A 21,062-nucleotide genomic window follows, 5' to 3' on the forward strand; every position below is an offset into this window, starting at 1 on the left:
TACGGATTTGCCAACGGAATCTGATCAATGGCCCTGGAATTCACCCTGAACCACGACGCCCCGGCCACCGCGGCGTTCGACTGCATCGTCGTCGGCGTGTTCGCCGACAAGCGCCTGTCCCCGGCCGCCCAGGCCCTGGACGCGGCCAGCGGCGGACGCCTGACCGCGCTGGCCGAGCGCGGCGACGTCAGCGGCAAGACCGGCGCCACCGCCCTGCTCCACGACCTGCCCGGCGTGCAGGCGCCGCGCGTGCTGACGGTGGGCCTGGGCGACGCCGCCAAGTTCGGCGTGCCGCAGTACCTGAAGGCGGTCGGCGACGCCGCGCGCGCCCTCAAGAGCGGGCCGGCGGCCAGCGCGCTGCTGACCCTGAGCGAGCTGGAGGTCAAGGGCCGCGACCAGGCCTGGGCGATCCGCCAGGCGGTGATCGCCAGCGACCACGCCTGCTACCGCTACACCGCCACCCTCGGCAAGAAGAAGCCCGACGACAGCGGCCTCGCACGCCTGGCCGTGCACGGCGACGACACCGACGCGCTGGCCCAGGGCGAGGCGATCGCCGCCGGCGTGAAATTCGCCCGCGAACTGGGCAACCTGCCGCCGAACCTGTGCACCCCGGCCTACCTGGCCGAGACCGCCGCCGCCTTCGCCCGGGGCGTGGACGGCGCCGAGGCCGAGATCCTCGACGAGACGCAGATGCAGGAACTGGGCATGGGCTCGCTGCTGGCGGTGGCGCGCGGCTCGGCCAACCGCCCGCGCCTGCTGGTGCTGAAGTGGCATGGCGGCGGCGACGCCCAGCCCTACGTGCTGGTCGGCAAGGGCATCACCTTCGACACCGGCGGCGTCAACCTGAAGACCCAGGGCGGCATCGAGGAGATGAAGTACGACATGTGCGGCGGCGCCAACGTCATCGGCACCTTCGTCGCCGCCGCGACCGCGCGCCTGCCGCTGAACCTGGTGGTGGTGGTGCCGGCGGTGGAGAACGCGATCGACGGCAACGCCTATCGCCCGTCGGACGTGATCACCAGCATGTCCGGCAAGACCATCGAGGTCGGCAACACCGACGCCGAGGGCCGCCTGATCCTGTGCGACGCGCTGACCTACGCCGAACGCTTCAAGCCGGCGGCGCTGATCGACGTGGCCACCCTCACCGGCGCCTGCATGGTCGCCCTCGGCCACCAGACCGCCGGCCTGATGAGCAAGCACGACGACCTGGCCGCCGAACTGCTGGCCGCCGGCGAGCACGTGTTCGACCGCGCCTGGCGCCTGCCGCTGTGGGACGAGTACCAGGGCCTGCTGGATTCCAGCTTTGCCGACGTCTACAACATCGGCGGCCGCTGGGCCGGCGCGATCACCGCCGGCTGCTTCCTGTCGCGCTTCACCGAAGGCCAGCGCTGGGCGCACCTGGACATCGCCGGCGTGGCCAGCGACGAAGGCAAGCGCGGCATGGCCACTGGCCGCCCGGTGGGCTTGTTGTCGCAGTGGTTGCTCGACCGCGTTGCGGCCGGGAATTGAGAACCGGGAATCGGGAATCGTGAAAAGCGCCCTGTCTGACCCAACCGGAGGCGGCGCACGCGCCGCCACCCGCTGTTCCCATTCCCTATTCCCCATTCCCCACTCCCAGTCCTGATGCGCGCCGACTTCTACCTGATCGCCAAGCCGCGGTTCCTCAACGAACCGCTGCGGCTGGTGTGCGAACTGGCGCGCAAGGCCAACGACGCCAACCTGTGGACGCTGGTGCTGGCGCGCGACATGGCCCAGGCCGAGGAGCTGGACGAGTTGCTGTGGGCGTTCGATGCCGACGCCTACATCCCGCACCAGATCGCCGACGCCGATGCCGACGAGGAAGAGGCGCAGGTGCTGATCGTCCCGCCCGGCGTCGACGCGCCGCAGCGGCCGCTGGTGATCAACCTGCGCGATGCGCCCTACCTGGGCGCCTGCGACCGCGTCCTCGAAGTGGTGCCGGCCGACCCATCCGCGCGCGACCCGCTGCGCGAGCGCTGGAAGCAGTACAAGGCCCAGGGCTACGCGGTCAGCAAGCACGATATGTGATGAAGCGGAGAATCGGGAATGGAGAATCGGGAATCGTTTCTCCAAGCGCCGCATTGAGGCGGCCCCTGCTCTGCGCTCCATCGATTCCCCATTCCCGATTCCCGATTCCCAGCCCATGACCACCCTCGCCTCCAGCTACGATCCCACCTCCTTCGAATCGCGCCTGTACGCGCAATGGGAAGCGTCCGGTTACTTCGTGCCGTCCGGGAAAGGCACGCCGTACACCGTGCTGCTGCCGCCACCGAACGTGACCGGCACGCTGCACATGGGCCACGCCTTCCAGCAGACGCTGATGGATGCGCTGGTGCGCTACCACCGCATGCGCGGCTTCGACACGCTGTGGCAGGTCGGCAGCGACCACGCCGGCATCGCCACCGAGATGGTGGTGTCGCGCAACCTGACCCTGGAAGGCAAGGGCGAGACCCGCGATTCGCTGGGCCGCGACGGCTTCATCGCCAAGGTCTGGGAGTGGAAGCAGCATTCCGGCGACACCATCGAGCGGCAGATGCGCCGCCTCGGCACCTCGGCCGACTGGTCGCGCAGCACCTTCACCATGGATCCGCAGCCGTCGGCGGCGGTGATCGAGGCCTTCGTGCGCTGGCACGAACAGGGCCTGATCTACCGCGGCCAGCGTCTGGTCAACTGGGATCCGGTGCTGAAGACCGCGATCTCCGACCTGGAGGTGGAGAACGTCGAGGAAGACGGCTTCCTGTGGTCGATCGCCTACAAACTGGACGACGGCGCCAGCTACGAACACGTCGAGCACGATGCCGACGGCAACGAGACCCTGCGCGAGACCCGCGACTACCTGGTGGTCGCCACCACCCGCCCGGAAACCCTGCTCGGCGATACCGCGGTGATGGTGCACCCGGAGGATGCGCGCTATGCGCACCTGATCGGCAAGACGGTGACGCTGCCGCTGACCGGCCGCCGCGTGCCGGTGATCGGCGACGATTACGTCGACCGCGCGTTCGGCACCGGCGTGGTCAAGGTCACCCCGGCGCACGACTTCAACGACTACCAGGTCGGCGTGCGGCATGGGTTGCCGATGATCAATCTGTTCACCAAGGAGGCCAAGCTCAAATCCAGTGAGTTGGACGACTTTACTTTTACCGGGAAACGCGCATCGAATTTTCCTGGCGTGGATGTCTCCGACCAAGGCCCCCTCAGCAGTGAACCGACGACATGGGTGATCCCTGAGAAATACCGCGGCCTGGACCGCTTCGACGCGCGCAAGGCAGTGCTGGCCGATCTCGAGGAACAGGGCATCCTGGTCGAGACCAAGCCGCACAAGCTGCAGGTGCCGCGCGGCGACCGCACCGGTCAGGTGATCGAGCCGTACCTCACCGACCAGTGGTTCGTGAAGATGGATGCGCTGGCCAAGCGCGGCCTGGAACTGGTCGAGTCCGGGCAGATCCAGTTCGTGCCGCCGAACTGGATCAACACCTATCGCCACTGGATGGAGAACATCCAGGACTGGTGCATCAGCCGCCAGCTGTGGTGGGGCCATCGCATTCCAGCCTGGTTCGACGACACGGGCAAGTACTACGTCGGCCGCGACGAGGCCGACGCGCGTGCCAAGGCCGGCCTCGGCGCCGACGTCGCCCTGCATCAGGACAGCGACGTGCTGGAAACCTGGTTCTCCTCGCAGCTGTGGCCGTTCTCGACCATGGGCTGGCCGGATCCGCAGGCGATGGCCGAGCGCGGCTTCGACCGCTACCTGCCGTCGAGCGTGCTGGTCACCGGCTTCGACATCATCTTCTTCTGGGTGGCGCGCATGATCATGGCCACCGACAGCTTCACCGGCAAGGTGCCGTTCCGCGACGTCTACATCACCGGCCTGATCCGCGACAAGGACGGGCAGAAGATGTCCAAGTCCAAGGGCAACGTGCTCGATCCGCTGGACATCATCGACGGCATCAGCATCGAGGACCTGGTCGCCAAGCGCACCACCGGGCTGATGCAGCCGCGCATGGCCGAGAAGATCGAGAAGGCCACGCGCAAGGAATTCCCCGAGGGCATCATCGCCCACGGCGCAGACGCACTGCGCTTCACCATCGCCGCACTGGCCGGCCACGGCCGCGATATCAAGTTCGACCTGGGTCGCGCCGAGGGCTACAAGAACTTCTGCAACAAGCTGTGGAATGCCAGCCGCTTCGTGCTCATGAACACGCGCCAGGACGATGTGGACGCAGCGACCATCACGAACGCGTCGCCACGCGCCCAGGTGGCGAACCACGCGGACACCGCTTCGAATGCCGGTTCAGCCTCGCTTGCACCGGCCACCGATGCCGAGAAGTGGATCCTGCTGCGCCTGCAGGTGGTCACGGCCGAGGCGCAGGCACAGTTCGCCGCGTACCGTTTCGACCTGCTGGCGCAGTGCCTGTACGAATTCGCCTGGAACGAGTTCTGCGACTGGTTCCTGGAACTGGCCAAGCCGGCGCTGAGCGGCGACGACGCGGCCGCCGCCGACAGCACCCGCCACACCCTGCTGCACGTGCTGGAAACCCTGCTGCGCCTGCTGCACCCGCTGACCCCGTTCCTCACCGAGGAGCTGTGGCAGCAGGTGGCGCCGCGCCTGGGCATCGCCACACCGACCATCTCGCTGCAGCCCTATCCGGAGGCGGCGGCGATGGACGTGGCCGCCTACGCCGGCGCCGCGGCCGACGTGGAATGGCTGAAGGCGATGGTGTCGGCGCTGCGCCGCGTGCGCAGCGAACTGCAGGTGGCGCCGTCGCGGCAGGTGCCGCTGCTGCTGCAGGGTGGCCAGGCAGAAGACCGCGCGCGAATCGAACGTTTCGCCGCGCAGCTGCGCTTCCTGCTCAAGCTGGAGTCCATCCAGTGGCTGGACGACGGCGCGCCGTCGCCGGCCGCGGCCACCGCGATCGTCGGCGAACTGACGCTGCTGGTGCCGCTGGAAGGCCTGGTCGACCTGGATGCCGAACGCCTGCGTCTGGACAAGGAGATCGCCCGCGTCGCCGCGGAGAAGGACAAGAGCGAGGCCAAGCTGGGCAAGTTCACCGACAAGGTGCCGCCCGCGGTAGTCGAGCAGGAACGCCAGCGCCTGGCCGACTGGAGCGCGCAACTCGACGGTCTGCGCGCGCAGCGCGCCAAGCTGTAGCGCGAGCGATTGGGCCGCCTCCGCCCATCACGGCGGTGGCGGAGGCATCATCATGCAGTATCGCGCGTCTGACGGATGCGCGATGTGGGAGGGACTTCAGTCCCGACGCGCTGCACCATCAGACGGCAAGCAATGCTGTCTGTCGTGGCCGAAGCCGCTCCTGCAGCGGGTCCCCGTCGTCATTGGATCCGCTCTGGAGTCGCTCCCACAGAAATTCTCGGCGAGTTGTTTGGTGCACTGGTGGAAGGACTTAGCCCAGACTGCTATCGAAGCCGATGGCGATCTGCACTTCGCTCGTCGCGACTGAAGTCGCTCCCACAGTTGGCTCCCACAACGCACCTGCGACGAGCGCGGCCAACGTTGAAAGCGGCTCTGCGCCCGAGCACTGGCATTCCACGCAACACGCACACCGCCGCCCGGCCTTCCAGGCGGCGGCGTAGCGATCCCTCAGAGCTTCCCGGCGCCGGCCTTGGCCTTGACGTCTGCCGCCACCTTGTTCGCCGGCAACAGCGAATAGGTGTACGGCGGGGTCCAGCCGATGTTGTTGTTCCACGAGCAGGTCAGCGCCTGGCCGTTGAGCAGCGAGCCGAAATCGCGGTAGACGCTGCCGCCGTAGTCGGCCGCGATCTTGTCGCAGCTGCTCACGCCGCTGATGTCGAAGACGTTGTTCTCGGAGAAGATCTTCGATTCCTTGCCGACACCGTGCGCGTAGGAGAACGGATACACCGAATTGCTGGTGCTGCCCACGTGGTAGTTGTTGTACAGGTGCACCTGGCCGAAGCGCACCCGCGGCGCGCGCGCGGAGATGTTCTCGAACAGGGTGTTGTGGATGGTCACCTTGAGCTTGCCGCTGTCGGTGCTCGAGGCGCTGTCGCTGGAGCCGATCAGGTTGTTCTTCTCGTGCGACTTGAACACCGAGTACGACACGGTGACGTAGTTGGCGCCTTTCTTGATGTCCAGCGCGCCGTCGTGGTGCTGCTTGGGGCGGCCGTTGGCGGTGCCGTTCTGGTCGTCGGTGCGGCGGCCGTCGGTGAAGGTCACGTGGTCCACCCACACGTTGCTGGCGCCCTCGATGGTCATGCCGTCGTATTCGGAGTTCCAGTTGCCGGCGCTGCCGTCGTTCGGATCCCATACTGGTTGCGGATCCCATGGATTCTCGATGGTCAGGTTGCGCACGATCACGTCGTTGGCCTTGACGTAGAAGTAGCCCTCGCGGATCTCGGCGTTGCTGCCGACGCCGATCAGCGTGGTCTTGGTGGGCACGTCCAGGCGCGCGCGGCTCTTCATGTCCGCGGTGGTGCTGTACGGCGTGCCTTCGCTGATGTCGATGATGCCGTTGACCTTGATGATGCGGCCGTTGCTGCCGGCACTGGCCTTCAGCGCTGCCTTCAGCTGCGCCGCGGTGCTGACGCTGTAGACGTCGGCCGCAGCGGCCTTGGAACCGCCCTTGGTGCCGCCGTTCTGCGTGGCCCAGCCGGTGCTGGCGACCTCCAGGCTGGCGTCGGCATGGGCGGCGCCGGCCAGGCCGGCCAGGCACAGGGCCAGGCCGAACGTGCGCAGCGGCGAGCGTGGCGATGAAGCGATGAGGGACTGCGTGGTCATCCTGGAAACCTCGTGAGCGTGCGTGGTTTGGACGCAGGCGCGCGCGCTCCGCAGCAGCGGAATGCACGGCGACGCCTGCGCGATCGCTGTCCCCTCGGACAACTGCGGGTCATGCCTTCGTGGGAGGCAGGCGCCGAAGAGGCGCGCACTGTAGGCAGCGCGTGGCACGTGTAAAGAGGCGTTGGAGAAATGCGCGATCCAACCGCACAATGTGTGAACCACGTCGCACGAATCGCCTGCGCGCGCCAGGGCGCCGCGGCACCATCGCTGCGGGACAACAACGCTGTCCCACCGACAGAAGGCGACATTGCGGAAGCCGCCTGCGACAGCGCAAAAACACCGAAAGCCGCAAACGGCAGGTGGCAGCCGCCGGGCCTCGCCCATCGACACGCAGCACGCAGGTGCGATTGCCACAACGAACACTGCCGGCGCCACCGCCGACCGCCTGCAGCGGCATCGCCAGGATCAGGTTGGGGGACGCATGCGGCGCAGTGCCGCCGCGCGGGCGGGAGTAGGCCGGTATCACCTACCCCGGCGCTTGCGCCACCGCCTTCCGCATCCAGGCGGCAGCACTCGAACGAAACCGCACGCCGCCCGCGGCGGACGCGCAGGAGCTCAGGACATGCCGTCGAAGAACAGCTCGATCGCCATCACCAGCGCGTCCTCGCGGCCGTTCGCGGCCGGGTAGTAGCGCGGGCGGCGGCCGATCTCGTTGAAGCCTTCGCTGTGGTACAGGGCGATCGCATTGGGATTGGACGGCCGCACTTCCAGGAACACCCGGCGCGCGCCGAGATCGACACCGTACTTGATCAGCGCGCGCAGCAGCAGCCGGCCGTAGCCGCGCGACTGCCGCTCCGGCGCCACGCAGACGTTGAGGATGTGCGCCTCGTCGGCGGCGACGCTGATCACGCCGTAGCCGACGATCGTGCCCTCCTCCACCAGCACCCAGCCCGGGTAACCGGCCTGCAGGCAGTCGCGGAAGATGCCGCGGGTCCAGGGGAATGGATAGGCGCGGCGCTCGATCTCCATCACCGCGTCCAGATCGGCCTCGCGCAAGGCGCGCAGCGTGGCCGTGGGCGCCGATGCAGACCCCAGCGCGCTCATCGCGGCGCCCGCTTGCGCAGCGCGCGCAACTGCGGCCACAGCGCGCGTTTGGCCGCCGCATTGCCGCGCAGTTCGTCCAGCGGCCAGGTCGCCATCAGCGCCTGCGTGGCCGGATCGTTGGGGTTGAGTCCGGAGGCGCGCAGCAGGGCGATCTGCAGACGGTCGGGCAGGCGCAGCCCGACCCGGCGCGTACCTGCCGCGGGCGCCGCACGCGGCGCGTCCGGCTGCACCGCCGGTGCCGGGGGCGCAGGTGCGCGACGCCGCTCCGGTGCGTCGCCGGCCGGCATGTCGGCGGCATGGCCGCCACGCGGCGGCGCCGATGCCGATGGCGCGCGCTGCACCGGCGTCGCCGGCTCGGTCGCCGGCGACGGGACGGGCTCGGGCTCGACCACGGCCGCGGCATCCACATACACGGTGTAGCCCAACGCCTGCAGCCAGCCGACCTGTTCGGCCGACCACAACGGCACATGCATGGACGCGGGCTCGCTCATGCCGCGTCCGGCACCTTGCGCCAGCGCCGCCACAGCCACAGGCAAGGGCCGGACAGCGCGTACAGCACGCCGATCGCCAGCAGCGCCCGCGCCAGATCGATCACCAGCACCGCCAGCACGATCGGCGCCAGCACCAGCATCAGGAACGGCACCCGGTCGGTCCGCGGACCCTTCTCGCCACTGCCCTTGAAGCTCCAGAAGCGGATGCGGCTGACCATCAGCAGCGCCGCGGTCACGGTCAGGCCCAGCGCCACATAGCGCAGTTGTTCGCCGTCCCAGCCCAGCGAGCCGTCGGCGAAGGACCACACGAAGGCCATCATCAGCCCGGCCGCGGCCGGACTGGCCAGGCCCACGAACCAGCGCTTGTCGACCGTGCCGACCTGGGTGTTGAAGCGGGCCAGGCGCAGCGCGGCGCAGGCCGCGTACAGGAACGCCGCCGACCAGCCGACCCGGCCCAGCATGCTGCCGTCGAACTTCAGCGCCGACAGCGACCAGTGGTACATCACCAGCGCCGGCGCCATGCCGAAGCTGACCAGGTCGGCCAGCGAGTCGTACTGCACGCCGAATTCGCTGCTGGTGCCGGTCAGCCGCGCAACGCGCCCGTCCAGCCCGTCCATCACCGCGGCCACGAACACCGCCACGCTGGCGTGCACGAACTGGCCGTTGGCGGCGGCGATGATGGCGTAGAAACCGGAGAACAGGCCGGCGGTGGTGAACAGGTTCGGCAGCAGGTAGATGGTGCGCGAACGGGGGGGCGGTCGGGATGGGTCCATCCCGCCAGTCTAATCGACTTGCCAGGCCCGTCGGCGGGTGCTGCAATCGGCGCTCCCGCCGCGCCCTGGAGACCGAGATGCGCGCCCTGCCCCGGTTTTGCTGCCTGCCCCTGCTCGCCGTCAGCGGCATGCTCGGCGCCACCACCCTGTACCAATGGAAGGACGCGCAGGGCGTCACCCACTATGCCGAGACCCCGCCCCCCGGCGGCAAGTACCAGGTGCGCAAGGTCGACACCCGTGGCGATGCCCCGACCGAGACGCCCGAGGCAGCCCCGGCCGAGAACGCCAAGTGCCTGACCGCGCGCAAGAACCTGGACATCCTCGACAAGCCCGGCAAGATCACCACCGACAGCGATGGCGACGGCAAGCCGGACGGGGAATTGGACGAATCCCAGCGCGGCGCGCAGAAAGCCCTGGCCGAGGCCGCGATCAAGGCCTACTGCTCCCCGGCCGCCGTACCCGCAAAGTAAGCCGAACGCGCCCCGAACGCGCGCGGCCGGCCGCGGGCGATGCCCGCAGCGCCGGCAATGACTGGCAAAATGGGCGACCCGCCGTCTGCGAAGCCCCTCGATGCGCCTTTCCCAGTTCCACCTGCACACCACCAAGGAAACCCCGGCCGACGCCGAACTGGTCAGCCACCAGCTGATGCTGCGCGCGGGCATGATCCGCAAGCTCGCCTCCGGCCTGTACACCTGGTCGCCGCTGGGCCTGCGCGTGCTGCGCAAGGTGGAAGCGGTGGTGCGCGAGGAAATGAACCGCGCCGGCGCGGTGGAAGTGCTGTTCCCGACCATCCAGCCGCGCGAGCTGTGGGACGCCACCGGGCGCTGGAGCAAGTTCGGCGGACTGATGCTGCGCATGCAGGACCGCAAGGAACAGGACTATTGCTACAGCCCGACCGCCGAAGAGGCCGCCGCCGATTTCGCGCGGCAGGAGCTGAGCAGCTACAAGCAGTTGCCGGTCAACTTTTACCAGATCCAGACCAAGTTCCGCGACGAGATCCGCCCGCGCTTCGGGGTGATGCGCGCGCGCGAGTTCCTGATGAAGGACGCCTACTCGTTCCACATCAGCGACGAGGACCTGGCGCGCGAATACGAGAACATGAAGGCGGCCTACACCCGCATCTTCACCCGCCTGGGGCTGCAGTTCCGCGCGGTGCAGGCCGATTCCGGCGACATCGGCGGCGACGCCTCGCAGGAATTCCATGTGCTGGCCGCCTCCGGCGAGGATTCGCTGGCGTTCTCCACCGGTTCGGACTACGCGGCCAACGTCGAAGCCGCCGTCGCCGCGCCGCCGGCCCCGCGCCCGGCGGTGAGCGAGGAACTGCGCAAGGTCGCCACGCCCACCCAGAAGACCTGCGAGGCGGTGGCCGAGCTGCTCGGCATCCCGCTGCAGCGCACGGTCAAGTCGGTGGCGGTGATGGCCGGCGAGACCTTCGTGCTGGCGCTGGTGCGCGGCGACCACACGGTCAACGAGATCAAGCTGGGCAAGGTCGCCGGCCTGGCCGGCTATCGCATGGCCAACGAGGCCGAGATCCTTGCGCATCTGGGCAGTGAACCGGGCTTCCTCGGCCCGCTGGGCCCGCGCCAGCCGATCCGCGTGGTCGCCGACCGCGACGTGGCGGCGCTGGCCGACTTCGTGGTCGGCGCCAACGAACGCGGCTTCCACCTGGCAGGGGTCAACTGGGGCCGCGACCTGCCGGAACCGGACGCCGTGGCCGATCTGCGCAACGTGGTCGAGGGCGAACGCGCCCACGACGGCGGCGAGATCCGCCTGGCCCGCGGCATCGAGGTCGGCCATGTGTTCCAGCTCGGCCGCCAGTACGCGCAGGCGCTGGACGCCACCGTGGTGGACGAGAACGGCAAGACCGTGACGCTGGCGATGGGCTGCTACGGCATCGGCATTTCCCGCATCGTCGCTGCGGCGATCGAGCAGAACCACGACGACGCCGGCATCCGCTGGCCGCAGCCGATGGCGCCGTGGACGGTGGCGGTGTGCGTGATCAATCCCAAGCGCGACCCGGCGGTCGACGCCGCCGGCGAGGCATTGCTGTCGGAGCTGCAGCAAACCGGGCTGGATGCCGTGCTGGACGACCGCGGCCTGCGCCCCGGCGCGATGTTCGCCGATATCGAATTGATCGGCGTTCCGCACCGGGTGGTGGTCTCGGAGCGGGGCCTGGCCGCCGGCACCTTCGAATATCGCGCGCGCAGCGGCGGCGATGCCGAACACCTGGATCGAAGCGCCTTGCTGGCACGCCTGCAGGCGTGACGAAAGGGGCCGGGGGGATATCCCGGCCCTTTTTCTTTACGCGGCCGTCACGCCTTATGAGGGAAACCAGAGCGGTCTGTTTTCAATTGATTACGGCCGCCTGGGATCCATAAGGACATATTCCCACGGCATTGCGACCGGAAATACCCGCCGCGAATAAGCAGGGTATTTGTCAATCCGATAAAGCATCATTATGATCCTGCGCTAGCCAGGGAATGGCGGAAGCCACCACCCATTTTCCGGAGTAAAGATGACCATCGATCTCAGTGGCCTGTCGGCCAAGCAGTTGGGCGCCCTCATCAAGACCGCCAAGAAGCAGCAGTCCATCGTCGCCAAGCGCACCCCCATCGCCAAGGTCCGCACCCAGCTGGCGCGCCTGGCCAAGAGCCACGGCTACAGCATCGAGGAAGTCTTCGGCGGCGCCCCCGCCGCGCGCGGTCGCAAGGCCGGCAAGCCGGGTCCGAAGCCGGGCCGCAAACTGGGCAAGGTTCCGCCGAAATACCGCAATCCCGCCAATGCCGCCGAAACCTGGACCGGCCGCGGTAAGCAGCCGCGCTGGCTGGCCGATCTGGTCGCCAAGGGCAAGAAGGTCGACGACTTCCTGATCGCCGGCGGCGCCGCCAAATCCGCCGCGCCGGCCAAGAAGACCGCCAAGAAGGCGGTCAAGCGCGTCGCCAAGAAGGCCAGCAAGAGCGCTGCGCCGAAGGCCTGATCCGCCACGGCAACCGCAGTCGAAACGCCGGCGCATGCCGGCGTTTTTTTATACCGCATTCAAAGATTCTTGCGCGCCGGCACCAACAGATTGCCGAACAGCAGGCCGGCGACCAGCGCCATCACGATATTGGTCACCGTCAGCAGCGCCGATTGCCCGCCGAGCACGTCCTGTTGCTGGACCAGGGTCAACAGCCCGCGCAAGCTGGCACTCCCGGGCACCAGCATGATGATGCCGGGCAACCGGACCAGCGCGCCCGGCCGGTGCACGATGCGTCCGAACAGATTGCCGGCCGCGGTCAATACCATCGCCGACAGGAAGATGCCGACCGGGCTGCCCCAGGCGTCGCCGGCGAAGCGCGCGATCGCGTAGCCGGCCACCGATGCCGCCATCACGAACGGATAATCGCGCAGGCTGGCCTTGAACAGCAGTGCGAACGCGTAGGCGGCCACCAGCAGCGAGGCCCATTCCACCCAGCCGTGCTGCGGCCGCGACGCCCGCACCATCGGCTCCAGGCCGAGCAGTTGCGCCAGGGTCACCGCGATCACCGCGCCGACGGTCAGCTTGACGATGGTGGTGACCGCGCCGGCGAAGCGCGCCGTGCCCGAGACCCAGTGCTGGCTGGTGAGTTCGTTGACCGCATTGGTCAGCGCCATACCCGGCAGCAGCACCACCAGCGAGGCGATGATCACCGTATTGAGATTCAGCGGCGCCACGAAACTGGCCACCAGGGTCGCGACGAAACCGGCCAGCAAGGCCGCCAGCGCGTCGTTGGCTTCTTTGGTGGCCGGGCGTTTGTCGGTGAGCTGGGTGAGCACGCCGATCAGCAGGCCGATGGCGGTGGCGGTGGCGATGTCCAGCCACGGCAGGCGCCACAACCCGGCCACGCCGGCCGCGGCCAGGCCGAAGCCGAGCACCTGCATCGCCATCCAGCGCCGCCCCGGCGGCTGGTCCAGCTGGCGCAGCGCGGTGTGGCCCTGGGCCACGCTCATGCGCCCGCTGGCCACGTCGTCGGCGATGCGGTCGGCGACGCTGAGCTTGTGCAGGTCGTTGTCGCCGGGCGCCAGCCGCACCACGCGGGTGATGTCGCTGGAGCCGATCGCCTTGGTCGGGTCGCTGAAGCTGAGGATCAGCCCGGTCGGGTTGGACCACGGTTCGCAGTCCAGGTCCAACTGCTGCGCCAGCGCCACCACTGCCGCCTCCAGCCGCTGCGCGGTGGTGCCATAGGTGTGCAGTCGCCCGGCGATGTCGGAGACGAAGGCGATGCGCTGCGCGTAGGTCGCGTTGGCGGAGGGACTGACGGTGGGAGCGGCGGGCATGTCGGCTAGTATGGCGCGAACGCCGCGCCCGGCCACCCCGTCGCGATCACCACATCTGCAACACGGGCGAAACAGGTATGCTCGCGCACCGGACGCCCCCATGATCGAACCGCAACCGCCCAAACTCAGCCAGGACGACCGAGACCCCTCGCGGGTGCGGCTGACCGGCAGTTGGACCCTGGCCACGGCCCTGGCGTCCTCGGAAGTGCTGCGCGGGATGCCGGCCGGCACCACCGGCATCGACGCCAGCGGCATCGGCCAGCTGGATTCGGCCGGGGTGCTGCAACTGATGCGCTACGCCACCCGCAACGGCATCGCCCACGAGGCGCTGGATTTCCGCCAGGATCACCGCGCGCTGGTCTCGACCATCGAGGACGTGGCCGACGACCGCCCCAAGCGCAAGCGCGACTACGGCTTCGCCGCGGCGCTGGAACGCCTGGGCTACGCGGTGCACCGCAACGGCAAGGAAATCGTCGCCCTGGTCGGCTTCCTCGGCGAGACCCTGGTCAAGCTGCTGCGGCTGCTGCACGCGCCGCGCCGGTTCCGCCTGACCGCCACCGTGCACTACATGGAACAGGTCGGCCTGGACGCGGTGCCGCTAGTGGCGCTGCTGTCGTATCTGGTCGGCGCGGTGATCGCCTTCCTCGGCTCCACGATCCTGCGCGACTTCGGCGCCGAGATCTACGTAGTGGAACTGGTCAGCATCGCCTTCCTGCGCGAGTTCGCGGTGCTGCTGACCGCGATCGTGCTGGCCGGGCGCACCGCCAGCGCGTTCACCGCGCAGATCGGCGCGATGAAGGCGCGCGAAGAGGTCGACGCGATCCAGACCCTGGGCCTGGACCCGATGGATCTGCTGGTGATCCCGCGGCTGGTGGCGCTGCTGCTGATGCTGCCGCTGCTGACCTTCGTGGCGATGATCGCCGGCCTGGCCGGCGGCGTCACTGTGGGCGCCTTCGACCTGGGCATCCCGCCGCAGATGTACCTGGCGCGCATGCACGACACCATCCAGATCCGGCACATGCTGGTGGGCCTGTCCAAGGCGCCGATCTTCGCCATCGTGATCGGCCTGATCGGCTGCCTGGAGGGACTGCGCGTGGAAGGCACCGCGCAGTCCGTCGGCGAGCGCACCACCTCCAGCGTGGTGCAGACGATCTCGCTGGTGATCATCATCGACGCGATCGCCGCGCTGTGGTTCATGAACATGGGGTGGTGAGTGAAGCCGGGATTCGGGATTCGGGATTGGGGATTCGTTGAAGCCGGGCGCTACGCGCCCGTGCGGGAGCTGTTGCTTTGACCAATCCCGAATCCCCAATGCCGAATCCCGAGCAAGAACTGGCCATCTCCGTGCGCGGCCTGGTCAATCGCTTCGGCAGCCAGACCGTGCACGAAGAGCTGGACCTGGACGTGCGCCGCGGCGAGATCCTCGGCGTCGTCGGCGGCTCGGGCACCGGCAAGTCGGTGCTGATGCGCACCATCCTCGGCCTGCGCGCCCCCGATGCCGGCAAGATCCAGGTACTCGGCGTGGATACCGATTCCGGCCGCCGCGCCGATCGCCTGCACGTGGAGCGCAACACCGGCGTGCTGTTCCAGGACGGCGCGCTGTTCTCCTCGCTGACCGTCGGCGAGAACGTGCAGGTGCCGCTGAAGGAGCATTTCGGCGAACTGCCCGACAGCTGGCACTACGAGCTGGCGCTGCTGAAGGTGAAGCTGGCCGGCCTGCCCGCCGATGCATTGAACAAGCTGCCCTCGCAGCTGTCCGGCGGCATGCGCAAGCGCGCCGGGCTGGCGCGTGCGCTGGCGCTGGACCCGCCCCTGTTGTTTCTGGACGAACCCACCGCCGGCCTGGACCCGATCGGCGCGGCCGCCTTCGACCGGCTGATCCGCACCCTGCAGGAAGCGCTGGGCCTGACCGTGTTCCTCATCACCCACGATCTGGACACCTTGTACGCTATCTGCGACCGCGTGGCGGTGCTGGCCGACCGCAAGGTCATCGCCAACGCGCCGCTGGCCGAGATCGAGCAAGTGGATCATCCGTGGATCCAAGAATATTTCCACGGCCCGCGCGCCCGCGCCGCGCGCGATGCCAAGACCGCCTGGACCGAGACCCCCTGAGCCCATGGAAACCAAAGCCAATTACGTGCTGATCGGCGCCTTCACCATCGTGGTGGGGATCGCGCTGCTGCTGTTCGGACTCTGGGCCGCCAAGTACTCCTCCGACCGCACCTGGCAGGAGTACCGCGTGGTGTTCCGCGAGGCGGTGACCGGCCTGTCGGTCGGCAGCCCGGTGCAGTACAACGGCATCGCGGTGGGCTCGATCACCGAGCTGACCCTGGCGCCGAACGATCCGCGCCAGGTGGTGGCGCGGATCCGGGTCAACTCGACCACGCCGATCAAGAGCGACACCCGCGCCAAGCTGGGCATCACCAGCCTGACCGGCCCGTCGATCATCCAGCTCTCCGGCGGCACCCCGGAAGCGCCGTCGCTGACCTCGATCGACAACAGCGACGCGCCGATCATCCAGACCACGCCCTCGGCGCTGCAGAACATCACCGACACCGCCAACCGCATCGTCGAGCGCCTGGACGAGGTGCTCAGCGACCGCAACGTCGCCAGCATCACCGCCACCCTGCACAACCTGGAGACCATCAGCGGCGGCCTGGCCGACCGCGACCAGGGCATGCAGTCGCTGATCGTCAGCGCGCGCGATGCGGCGCGCAACCTGGACACCACGCTCAAGACCACCAACGGCACCATCCAGCGCCTGGACCAGAACCTGGTGCAGCAGTTGCCGCCGATCCTGGACAAGCTGGAGGACACGCTGAGCAAGCTGGATTCGGCCGCCGGCAATGCCGACAAGATCCTTGGCGAGAACCGCTCGGCGATCAACAGCTTCGCCAACGACGGCCTCGGCCAGCTCGGCCCGACCCTGACCGAACTGCGCGGCCTGATCCGCGACCTGCGCCGGGTCAGCGACCGCCTGGACAACAACCCCGCGCGCTACCTGCTCGGCCGCGACGCCCCGAAGGAGTTCAAACCCAAATGAAGCCGATGCGCGCTCTCTTCCTGCTCGCCGTGCCGGCCCTGCTGCTGGCCGGCTGTTCGCTGCCCGGCGGCAACAAGGAGCCGGTGACGATCTACGCGCCGGACGTGCGGGTCACCGCCGACCCGGCCTGGCCGCAGGTGAGCTGGCAACTGGCGCTGACCAAGCCCAGCGCCGCGCGCGTGGTCGACAGTTCGCGCATCGCGGTGCGGCCGACGCCCGACGAACTGCAGGTATATGGCGGCGTAAGTTGGGCGCAACCGGCCACCGACATGCTCGAGGACATGCTGCTGCGCGCGTTCGAGGATTCCGGGCGCATCCCCGGCGTGGCCCGGCTCGGCACCGGCATCCGCGCCGACTACAAGCTGCTGCTGGACCTGCGCCGCTTCGAAGCGGACTACGCCGGGCGCGCGGTGCCGTCGGCCACCATCGAACTCAACGCCAAGCTGCTGTACAGCGCCGACCAGCGCGTGGTCGCCTCGCGCACCTTCCTGGTGACCCAGCCGGCCGCCGGCACCGCCGAATCGCAGGTGGTCGACGCCTTCGGCCAGGCCCTGTCGCACCTGGGCCACGACGTGGTCGGCTGGACCCTGCAGCAGGGCCAGGCCGACGCCGCCACCGCGCTCGCTCCTGCTACCCCGGCTGTGCGTTCCCCACCACGAAAATAGCGAGCGCACCGGATGAACGCAAGCTGTCTTACCAGTTACGTCTCGAGGTAAGCGCCGGCGACGAGTGTGCCGTAGCAGAAAGTTAGACGCAGCCATTGAATGGAACGCAAACTAGTCGACTTATCGAAGTGACGAAGGGGTGATAAAATCCCGCCGCGGACATGAGTTCGCAAGGAGTATAAAAGGATCTTTAATGAAAATTAAGATGTTGATGAGCTGCCTCTTCTTGAGTGCTGCAGGCTCATTCGCTTCGCCTGCCATAGCGCAGAGTTTGGTGCAGATGCCCGATATCCCGGCAACAGCAAAGCTCGGAACGAACGCGAGTACGATGGCCATCCCCGATGGAGTCCAACTTGTTGAACTCTATCGTTATTACAACTCGAAAGATCGAAATCACTGGTCGGGCAGGAGCATGCCCGAAAATTGGGAAAAACTGGGCTGGCGATATGAAGGCAGCCTAGGCTTTATTTCCTATACGCCATTCTCTGGCGGCCATGCACTTTACAACTGCTTTATTGCCGGCGGCCATGATTTCTTCACATCCCCCGACCCGAATTGCGAGGGAAAGAATCTGTCCACATTCATGCCCATCCTGGGATATGTTGCCGACACCCAAATTCCAGGCACCGTCCCCCTCTATCGCTGCATGCGGGGTTATACCCCCACGCGCGCAGATCATTTCGACACCCTGAGCTCGGTTTGTGAGAACGTACCAAACAAAGCGATGGATGGCGTGATCGGATACGTCTTCCTCTGACCTGTTTAAATCTTGACCGTCCTTGCGGACGGTCAAGATTGCTGTTCTTTACGTCGCGCGTTTAAGAAGTAGCTTCCGATCTAGACACTAGTCCTCAGTAACTAGCGATCCGGCGGAACGTCAGGTTGATCCGCTCGCCGACCGGCTTGGCGGTGCGCGGCAGGGCATGCCGATACAGGCGCTGGGTGTCGCCCGCCATCAACAGCAGTCCTCCGACGGTCAGCTCCAGCGCCTGGCGCAGCGCCGGCTGCTGGCGGTGGCGCAGCACGAAGCGGCGCGTCGCGCCCAGGCTGAGCGAGGCGATCACCGGGGCCGGACCGAGCTCGCGCTCGTCGTCGCTGTGCCAGCCCATGGCGTCACGGCCGTCGCGGTAGCGGTTGGCGAGCACGCTGTTGAACGCCACCCCGGTCTCGGCCGCCAGCCGCGCCCGCAGCGGCAGCAGCGCCGCGGGCCACGGGTGCGGCGCGAAGCGGGTGCCGGAATAGCGGTAGCTGGCGTCGGCATCGCCGATCCAGCAGCTCAGCCGCGGCGAATCGACCAGCTTGCCGAACAGGCGGATCCGGTGCACCTCCCACGGCACCTCGCGCAGCAACTGCGCGTACAACGCCGCCGCCGCGGCCGGGTCCAGCCACTCGGGATACCAGCGCAGATCGGCGCCGGGCAGGTCCAGTTCCATCGCGCCACGCTAGCATGCCGGCCGCCACCATACGCTGGCGTGCGGAATTTGCCCCTTCACGCACAAACCCTGAAAATGCGGGCAGCCAGAACGAGCCAACGGGAGCGCAGCAGATGACGGGAACCGAGGGCGGCGCCAACGCGCCGCAGCCAGTGGAGCGCGACGTCATGGAATACGACGTCGTCACCGTCGGCGCGGGCCCGGCCGGGTTGGCGTTCGCGATCCGGCTCAAGCAGCTCAATCCCGACCTCTCGGTCTGCGTGATCGAGAAGGCCAGCACCATCGGCGCGCACATCCTGTCCGGCGCGGTCATCGAACCGGCGCCGCTGGACGCGCTGTTGCCGGGCTGGCGCGACAACCCGCCGCCGATCTGCGTGCCGGCGGCCGAGGACGAGTTCTGGTACCTGAGCAAGGACGGCGGGCACAAGTTTCCGATGGTCCCGCCGGGCATGCGCAACCACGGCAACTTCATCGTCAGCCTCGGCGCCCTGTGCGCCTGGCTGGCGCCGCAGGCCGAAGCGCTGGGCGTGGAGATCTACCCCGGCTTCGCCGCCGCCGAGACCCTGCACGCCGAGGACGGCACGGTGCTGGGCGTGCGCATCGGCGACATGGGCGTGGCCAAGGATGGAGCGCACAAGCCGGGCTACACCGCCGGCATCGACATCCGCGCCAAGGTCACGGTGCTGGCCGAAGGCGCGCGCGGACACCTGACCAAGCGCCTGATCGCGCGCTTCGCGCTCGACGCCGGCCACGATCCGCAAGCGTTCTCGATCGGCATCAAGGAGCTGTGGCAGTTGCCCGCGGGCCGCCTCAGCCCCGGCAAGATCGTGCACACCCTGGGCTGGCCGGCCGACAGCAAGACCTATGGCGGCAGCTTCCTGTACCACCTGGAGAACAACCAGGTGGCGCTGGGCTACGTCAGCGGCCTGGACTACCGCGACCCCGAGTACCGGCCGTGGGAAGCCTTCCAGCAGTGGAAGAACCACCCGATGATGAAGTCGCTGCTGGACGGCGGCACCATCCTCTCGGCCGGCGCGCGCGCCATCGCCAGCGGCGGCTGGCAGTCGCTGCCGAAGGTGGAGATGCCCGGCGCGCTGCTCATCGGCGACACCGCCGGCCTGCTCAACGTGCCCAAGATCAAGGGCACCCACCAGGCGATCCGCAGCGGCATGCTCGCCGCCGAACACCTCGCCACCGGTGCCGCGCTGGACCCGGCCGGCTTCGACGCGCGCCTGCGCAACTCCGAAGTGATGGCCGAGCTCCGTCAGGTACGCAACATCAAGCCCGGCTTCAAGAAGGGCCTGTGGTTCGGCCTGCTCAACGGCGCCTGGGAAACCCTGGTCAAGGGCGCCTCGCCGTGGACGCTGAAGGTCGGTGCCGACTGGAAGAGCCTGGACCGGCTGGGCGAGCACGAGCAACCCAAGCGCGACTACGTGCAGCGCGAGCTGGCCCCGCGCGACCGCCTGCAGGGCGTGTACTTCGCCGCCACCGAGCACGACGAGGACCAGCCGGTGCACCTGCACGTGCTCGACCCGCAGATCTGCGTGACCCGCTGCACCGAGGAATACGGCAACCCCTGCACGCGCTTCTGCCCGGCGGCGGTGTACGAGATCGTCGACGACGCGGCCGGCAAGCGCCTGCAGATCAACGCCGCCAACTGCGTGCACTGCAAGACCTGCGATATCAAGGATCCCTACGCGATCATCGACTGGGTGACGCCGGAAGGCGGCTCCGGGCCGAACTACCAGAACCTGTGAGCGCATGTCGTCTGCGACGCGATGTCGCAGAGCGGCATTTACTCACGTGCTGCGCTTATGCGCTCATTGAGAAAGGGGCAGTAATTTCGCCTCCCATTTAGGCAAGGCGAAACGGCACGCCGGTCTTGGCGAGCAGTTCGGCCTCGTCCACGCCCTCGGCGGTCTCGACCAGCACCAGGCCGCTGTCGGTGACGTCGAACACGGCCAGGTCGGTGATGATGCGGTCGACCACGCCGACACCGGTCAGCGGCAGGTCGCAGGCCGGCAGGATCTTGTGACTGCCGTCCTTGGCCACGTGTTCCATCAGCACGACCACGCGCTTGACCCCGGCCACCAGGTCCATCGCGCCGCCCATGCCCTTGACCATCTTGCCTGGCACCATCCAGTTGGCCAGGTCGCCCTTCTCGCTGACCTGCATCGCGCCGAGGATGGCCAGGTCGATATGGCCGCCGCGGATCATCGCGAAGGAATCGTGGCTGCCGAAGTAGCTGGCGCCGGCGCGGGCGGTGACGGTCTGCTTGCCGGCGTTGATCAGGTCGGCGTCGACCTCGTCCTCGGTCGGGAACGGGCCGATGCCGAGCAGGCCATTCTCCGATTGCAGCCACACGTCCACGCCCTCGGGAATGTGGTTGGCGACCAGGGTCGGCAGGCCGATGCCCAGGTTCACGTAGGCGCCGTCGGTGAGTTCGCGGGCGGCGCGCTGCGCCATGTCGTCGCGGGTCCAGGCCATG

Annotated in this window: 19 protein-coding genes; 12 read left to right on the forward strand and 7 right to left on the reverse strand. The window is 68.1% G+C overall.

Annotation, left to right across the window (positions count from 1 at the left end; genetic code table 11):
- Nucleotides 1-27 precede the first annotated feature (27 nt).
- The 3 genes from SLW55_RS03700 (at nt 28) to SLW55_RS03710 (ending at nt 5,167) form a co-directional block, all read left to right on the forward strand.
- Entirely contained in the window at nt 28-1,509 is a 1,482-nt protein-coding gene (locus tag SLW55_RS03700) for a leucyl aminopeptidase (RefSeq protein WP_017916643.1), read from the forward strand.
- A 111-nt stretch (nt 1,510-1,620) separates the two neighbouring features.
- A complete protein-coding gene (locus SLW55_RS03705) occupies nt 1,621-2,046 on the forward strand; it encodes a DNA polymerase III subunit chi (RefSeq protein ID WP_026144777.1) in 426 nt (141 codons plus the stop codon).
- A 115-nt stretch (nt 2,047-2,161) separates the two neighbouring features.
- Nucleotides 2,162-5,167 (forward strand): valine--tRNA ligase, encoded by a 3,006-nt coding sequence (locus SLW55_RS03710; RefSeq protein ID WP_320744598.1) that lies wholly within the window; start codon nt 2,162-2,164, stop codon nt 5,165-5,167.
- A gap of 447 nt (nt 5,168-5,614) precedes the next feature.
- Here the strand turns inward: SLW55_RS03710 and SLW55_RS03715 are convergent, their stop codons facing one another.
- The 4 genes from SLW55_RS03715 to pssA all read right to left on the reverse strand — a co-directional run bounded on the left by SLW55_RS03715 (nt 5,615) and on the right by pssA (nt 9,137).
- Entirely contained in the window at nt 5,615-6,769 is a 1,155-nt protein-coding gene (locus tag SLW55_RS03715; protein WP_017916640.1) for a pectate lyase, read from the reverse strand.
- Between the two features lie 615 nt (nt 6,770-7,384).
- Complete coding sequence (rimI, locus tag SLW55_RS03720; protein WP_017907927.1) at nt 7,385-7,873, reverse strand: ribosomal protein S18-alanine N-acetyltransferase; 489 nt, start codon at nt 7,871-7,873, stop codon at nt 7,385-7,387.
- The gene (locus tag SLW55_RS03725) at nt 7,870-8,346 is read right to left on the reverse strand and encodes a hypothetical protein (RefSeq protein WP_320744652.1); all 477 of its coding nucleotides are present in this window, start codon (nt 8,344-8,346) and stop codon (nt 7,870-7,872) included. Before SLW55_RS03725 ends, rimI begins: the two co-directional genes overlap by 4 nt.
- 14 nt (nt 8,347-8,360) lie before the next feature.
- Nucleotides 8,361-9,137: a CDP-diacylglycerol--serine O-phosphatidyltransferase gene (pssA, locus tag SLW55_RS03730; protein WP_017913906.1), complete on the reverse strand. Its 777-nt coding sequence runs from the start codon at nt 9,135-9,137 to the stop codon at nt 8,361-8,363.
- 77 nt (nt 9,138-9,214) lie between these two features.
- Between pssA and SLW55_RS03735 the strand changes: the two genes are divergently transcribed.
- The 3 genes from SLW55_RS03735 (at nt 9,215) to SLW55_RS03745 (ending at nt 12,114) form a co-directional block, all read left to right on the forward strand.
- The gene (locus tag SLW55_RS03735) at nt 9,215-9,607 is read left to right on the forward strand and encodes a DUF4124 domain-containing protein (protein ID WP_267094838.1); all 393 of its coding nucleotides are present in this window, start codon (nt 9,215-9,217) and stop codon (nt 9,605-9,607) included.
- Between the two features lie 100 nt (nt 9,608-9,707).
- Nucleotides 9,708-11,402 carry a proline--tRNA ligase gene (locus SLW55_RS03740; protein WP_320744600.1) on the forward strand — a complete coding sequence of 565 codons (1,695 nt, stop codon included), beginning with the start codon at nt 9,708-9,710 and terminating at the stop codon, nt 11,400-11,402.
- 250 nt (nt 11,403-11,652) lie between these two features.
- Nucleotides 11,653-12,114 carry an H-NS histone family protein gene (locus tag SLW55_RS03745; protein ID WP_017907458.1) on the forward strand — a complete coding sequence of 154 codons (462 nt, stop codon included), beginning with the start codon at nt 11,653-11,655 and terminating at the stop codon, nt 12,112-12,114.
- Nucleotides 12,115-12,173: 59 nt separating this feature from the next.
- On the opposite strand, the gene SLW55_RS03750 is transcribed toward SLW55_RS03745, so the two are convergent.
- On the reverse strand, nt 12,174-13,433 hold the full coding sequence (locus SLW55_RS03750; RefSeq protein ID WP_043093281.1) for a threonine/serine exporter family protein: 1,260 nt from the start codon (nt 13,431-13,433) through the stop codon (nt 12,174-12,176).
- Between the two features lie 100 nt (nt 13,434-13,533).
- Here SLW55_RS03750 and SLW55_RS03755 point away from each other — a divergent pair, with 100 nt between their 5' ends.
- The 5 genes from SLW55_RS03755 (at nt 13,534) to SLW55_RS03775 (ending at nt 17,898) form a co-directional block, all read left to right on the forward strand.
- The gene (locus tag SLW55_RS03755) at nt 13,534-14,646 is read left to right on the forward strand and encodes an ABC transporter permease (protein WP_320744602.1); all 1,113 of its coding nucleotides are present in this window, start codon (nt 13,534-13,536) and stop codon (nt 14,644-14,646) included.
- 77 nt (nt 14,647-14,723) lie between these two features.
- Complete coding sequence (locus SLW55_RS03760; RefSeq protein WP_320744604.1) at nt 14,724-15,545, forward strand: ABC transporter ATP-binding protein; 822 nt, start codon at nt 14,724-14,726, stop codon at nt 15,543-15,545.
- Between the two features lie 4 nt (nt 15,546-15,549).
- On the forward strand, nt 15,550-16,476 hold the full coding sequence (locus SLW55_RS03765; RefSeq protein WP_043093283.1) for an MlaD family protein: 927 nt from the start codon (nt 15,550-15,552) through the stop codon (nt 16,474-16,476).
- Entirely contained in the window at nt 16,473-17,141 is a 669-nt protein-coding gene (locus tag SLW55_RS03770) for an ABC-type transport auxiliary lipoprotein family protein (RefSeq protein ID WP_267093459.1), read from the forward strand. Before SLW55_RS03765 ends, SLW55_RS03770 begins: the two co-directional genes overlap by 4 nt.
- 193 nt (nt 17,142-17,334) lie before the next feature.
- Nucleotides 17,335-17,898, forward strand: coding sequence for a hypothetical protein (locus SLW55_RS03775; protein ID WP_152236046.1), 564 nt, complete (start codon nt 17,335-17,337; stop codon nt 17,896-17,898).
- Between the two features lie 94 nt (nt 17,899-17,992).
- Here SLW55_RS03775 and SLW55_RS03780 read toward each other — a convergent pair whose 3' ends face one another.
- Nucleotides 17,993-18,574, reverse strand: a complete 582-nt coding sequence (locus SLW55_RS03780) for an alpha-ketoglutarate-dependent dioxygenase AlkB (RefSeq protein ID WP_152236047.1) — start codon at nt 18,572-18,574, stop codon at nt 17,993-17,995.
- Between the two features lie 113 nt (nt 18,575-18,687).
- On the opposite strand from SLW55_RS03780, the gene SLW55_RS03785 reads away from it, so the two are divergent.
- Entirely contained in the window at nt 18,688-20,331 is a 1,644-nt protein-coding gene (locus SLW55_RS03785) for an electron transfer flavoprotein-ubiquinone oxidoreductase (protein ID WP_152236048.1), read from the forward strand.
- A gap of 97 nt (nt 20,332-20,428) precedes the next feature.
- Here SLW55_RS03785 and SLW55_RS03790 read toward each other — a convergent pair whose 3' ends face one another.
- A complete protein-coding gene (locus SLW55_RS03790) occupies nt 20,429-21,061 on the reverse strand; it encodes a CoA transferase subunit B (protein ID WP_152236049.1) in 633 nt (210 codons plus the stop codon).
- Nucleotide 21,062: the final 1 nt, after the last annotated feature.

The organism is Xanthomonas sp. LF06-19 (genome assembly GCF_034105425.1).
Classification (GTDB): domain Bacteria; phylum Pseudomonadota; class Gammaproteobacteria; order Xanthomonadales; family Xanthomonadaceae; genus Xanthomonas_A; species Xanthomonas_A sontii.